The following is a 4,239-nucleotide window of genomic DNA, read 5'->3' on the forward strand; positions in this document are numbered from 1 at the left end:
TAGCACAAAGATATTATTTTACACTTTCCTCCCCAACTTTTAACGTTGATCCATTTTAGATATTAGATTTATTTTAAATGTTTAACCAATTTTATTAAAAGATATCATATTTGAATTACTTATAAACTTAAAGAGTTTCGGATATAGAATGATGAATTGTTTAAACTAGTACCTAAAGATTATACAATACTATTTTATAAGATCAGAAATTAGATTGAACTTATTTTTTCTTACAGAGTTAGTATAATTTAAGCTCATTAAAAAGTATGTATGATTTAATGTTCAAGTTAAGTTTGTATCATTATTATGAATTATATTTTTTACAACTATCATACTTGATACATGATCTTTTTCTGATATGGATTATTTTTAGTTAATAGATGTTGTATATAGTCACTTTTAGTACATTCTATAACGTTTCAATTTATTAGGATCATCTGATTGTGTAGTTACAAGTAGATAGAGATATGTTAAAAAATTAAATTAACATTATTTACACTTTTATAGTTTTTTCCTTATTTCAATGTGGTTTTATTTTAAGGATTTATTCTATTAAATATATAATGTTTTTTTAATCTACTTTTTTAAGATATTTATAAGGAAAAATATGTGTATATAAAATATTTAATTCATTAAATGCGATTATTCTTAATGTTTTTTGTGTAAAATTCACATACTTTGTAGTGCTATTAAAAAGAGATTTTATGAAAAACGAACTTATATTTTTTAAGACTAGATTTAGTTTGATTTTTATAAATTTAGTTTATTCACTAGCTGCTTTATCTATTGGTTTATTTAAACTTATAAAACAAGACAGCAAGTTTAGTTTCTTACCTTTTATTTCTCTTTTCATTATACTAAATGTTTATGCTAAGAAAAATAAGAATGTGTTTGGACATGAAGTTAAAATGCTCTTAATATTAAATGCACTTGTTTGTTTTACTTTTTTTTTAAACTTTCAACCATGGTTAGAATTTACTGTTTTTATATTTTATACAGTAATCTTTAGTTTATTTGTTTTGATTAATAAAGCTAATATTCTCAATCTTTTTATTGGTTTTAGAGAGTTATTAAATGTTGTTTTCTTCTTGTTTACTCTTAAAGTAATTTTTTTAGTTTCTCAAGTCTTTATACTTAAATATTATATTGAAGACTTAGAAGTATTTGCTGCTAAATCATCAATTTTAATTGAGATTATAGCTTTTACAGTATTTATTATTAGCATTTTAATCTATTTTATTTCGTATAAAAAAGAAAATAATTCAACAAGAGTATTTTAATGTAGGTTATCTATTAAAAAATAAGATTAGTTACAATAATTTATTATATGTTTTATTTTATATTCCTTGTTATAGCTGTTGTTTATATTGTTTTGATAAAGAGAATTAAACTCTTTGTCCAATATGAAAAAAGATTAGTAGAAGTTAGCATTTTATTGTCTATTAACTTTTTGGTTGGGCTACTTTACAATTATCTTTCTACAGCTGAATTCTTTTGTATATCCATTTTATTAAATTTATTTAATGGACCTATTTTTTTCTATGTACTATTTGATCGATCAAAGTACTTGTTTTATTTACAATACATTGTCAGCTTATTATCATTTATCTATATTATTGGCTATTTCTATTATATAAGTGAAGAGATAGAACAGATAAAGATATTTAATTATTACAGTGCTATTGTTAGTGTTATTCTTGGAGTTTTATATGTTTTAGTATGTTACTATCTTCTTGTGCAGACTTCTGTACTTATAAGAAATGAGAGTATTATAGTTGTTTTTCTCATAGTTTTCTTTTTTGAATCTATTATGATGTTACCAGATTTTAAAGAAAGAGGTTTTGATGTAAACCCTTTGTTTATTTATCTAGGTTGTACTTTAATTCTTATTATTTCTAGTTGTATCTATTTAATAGGTAAACTATTAAATATAAAAGTAAAGAATACTAATAAACTACTAAGCTTACAGCCTTCTACTATAGACTTAAAGATTAGTGTAGTGGAAGTAGAATATGAATGTGTTGATATAGATGAGGAAAAAGAGGGAATTGTAGAAACTGTAAAAGAGGAAGATGTGACTGAAGAGAATAAAGAAGATGATTTTCAATATATAAGTTTAGTATTAAATGAAAAACTGATTGAAAATCGTTTATTTTTAGATCCTAATTTAAGTTTAAATAGGCTATCTAAGGTCACTAATATTCCTAAGACTAGACTATCTTCTTTTTTTAAAAGTAGTGAGGCCTCTAATTTTAATCAGTATATAAATCGTATTAGGATTGAATATGCTGTTATTACTTTACATGATTATAATCATGAGGAATTGAGTATAGAGAAATGGGCTTTGCTATCAGGTTTTAACTCAAGAGTAACATTTTATAGGTCTTTTGTAAATGTTTATGGTTTTCCTCCTTCAGAGTTATTGAAGAAATAAACTACAATTTAGAATAGTTTGAAGTTTAATCTTTGTTTTTTTGATAAAATAGTACTTGAATTTTGTTTCAAATTCTAATAAAATTGTTTCAAAATGAAATATTATTAAATAATAATTATTTTATATCGATTTAATAATACCTATTATGTCCTTTTTTACTTAGGTATTTTGTGCTATCGATTTTGTTTTACTTACATATCTTGATATACTCTAAGCCCTATTTTATCTGATTTCAACTAATTAATTTTATAATATTAATAAAGTATCATAAAAAAACAGGTGTGTTAAATATGCGATACAACTCTTTGTTAGTCACGTATTGCGATTATTATATACCGTATTTAACGTTGAGTAATAGTAGTTTTGACTATGTTTTTTTTAAAAGGATATTTCATAAAGTATCTATAATCAATATTAAAATATATGAAAAAGAGATTACTCCCTGTTGCACTTTTATTGGGAACTTTTGCTACTAATGCCCAAGTAGGAATTGGTACAGCAACTCCTAATAAATCTGCAGAATTATTAATTGAATCAAAAGACCGTGGTTTATTAATTCCTAATGTTGCATTGGAAAGCACAAAGGATAAGGTTACAATTAGAAATGGCAATGTACAAAGTTTATTAGTCTATGCGACAAAAAAACAAGGCGATATTACTCCAGGTTACTACTATTGGGATATAGATAAATGGTCACGCTTAACAGCTGATAAAGATATTCCACAAATTGTAGTAAACAATTTTGAAGAAATTGTAAATATGGATGGTGATAAGGTAAAAAATATCATCAAAAATATTGTAAAAAACACTGAAGGTAATGTTATTTATGAAGGAGATAAGTTTTATACCTATGTAAAAGATGGAGACAAAATTATCAAACAAGAAATCAAAGAGAAATTAACTACAATAGTACATGACGAAAAAACTGGAGACTATATTTATTATAATGAAAATTCAGTAGATCGCAATGGAAATATTATTGGAGAAGGAGTTCGTATAAAAATAAAAGAAACAGTTATTAATAAGTTTGGTGATATTATTAATAATAAAACTGTTCAAGAACATATCACAAATTATTTAGATGGAACGTATGTAGGAGGAAATGTTTATTATGATGGTGATAAACTTACATATATAACTAAAGAAGGAGAAAGGAAAGAAGTTTCTATTAAAGAAGTAATTACTGCAAATGAGAGTAAAACTGCGATTATTACTGTAGCTAATAAGCAGTATTATGTTTCAGAAGAATACTTGATTGCTAATAATGATATTATTCCTTCTAATGTTGATCCTTTAAATTTATCTAAAGGAATTTATGCTATTGATGTTGTTGGGGGCGTAATTAATAATTTTGAAGAGATAATTACTAAAGGACCTATTACAGTAGATGGTCGTACCTTTAATACAATCAATGATTATATCAAGTATATCACAGAGAGTAAAGGAGGGTTTACTAAGATTGTTTATGATCAAACAACAGGTGATGTTATTTTCCAAGAGTGGAATGAAGTAACTCAGAAGTTTGAGAATGTTGATAATTCAAAGTTCAGTACTATTGTTAAGGGGAATGAGACTATAACTACTTTAGTGGACAATCAAGATGGAACTTACACCTACACAAGTGAAGACGGAACCACTACACTTGTAGATATTCCATCAAGTGTTGTAAATCAATTTGAAACAATTGTAAAACAACCAGTAGAAGTAGATGGTCGTACCTTTAATACAATCAATGATTATATCAAGTATGTCACAGAGAGTAAAGGAGGGTTTACTAAGATTGTTTATGATCAAACAACAGGTGA

2 protein-coding genes and 1 pseudogene are annotated in these 4,239 nt (G+C 25.0%); all 3 read left to right on the forward strand.

Features of this window, described 5'->3' with window-relative positions; genetic code table 11:
• Window positions 1-704: 704 nt before the first annotated feature.
• Window positions 705-1,280: a hypothetical protein gene (locus RT228_RS17900; protein WP_006260367.1), complete on the forward strand. Its 576-nt coding sequence runs from the start codon at window positions 705-707 to the stop codon at window positions 1,278-1,280.
• A 47-nt stretch (window positions 1,281-1,327) separates the two neighbouring features.
• Window positions 1,328-2,434 carry a helix-turn-helix domain-containing protein gene (locus RT228_RS17905; RefSeq protein WP_006260366.1) on the forward strand — a complete coding sequence of 369 codons (1,107 nt, stop codon included), beginning with the start codon at window positions 1,328-1,330 and terminating at the stop codon, window positions 2,432-2,434.
• Window positions 2,435-2,857: 423 nt separating this feature from the next.
• Window positions 2,858-4,239 (forward strand): annotated as a pseudogene (locus tag RT228_RS17910) (hypothetical protein); the annotation flags it as partial.

It is taken from the genome of Myroides sp. (genome assembly GCF_032073645.1).
Taxonomy (GTDB): Bacteria; Bacteroidota; Bacteroidia; order Flavobacteriales; family Flavobacteriaceae; genus Flavobacterium; species Flavobacterium odoratimimum.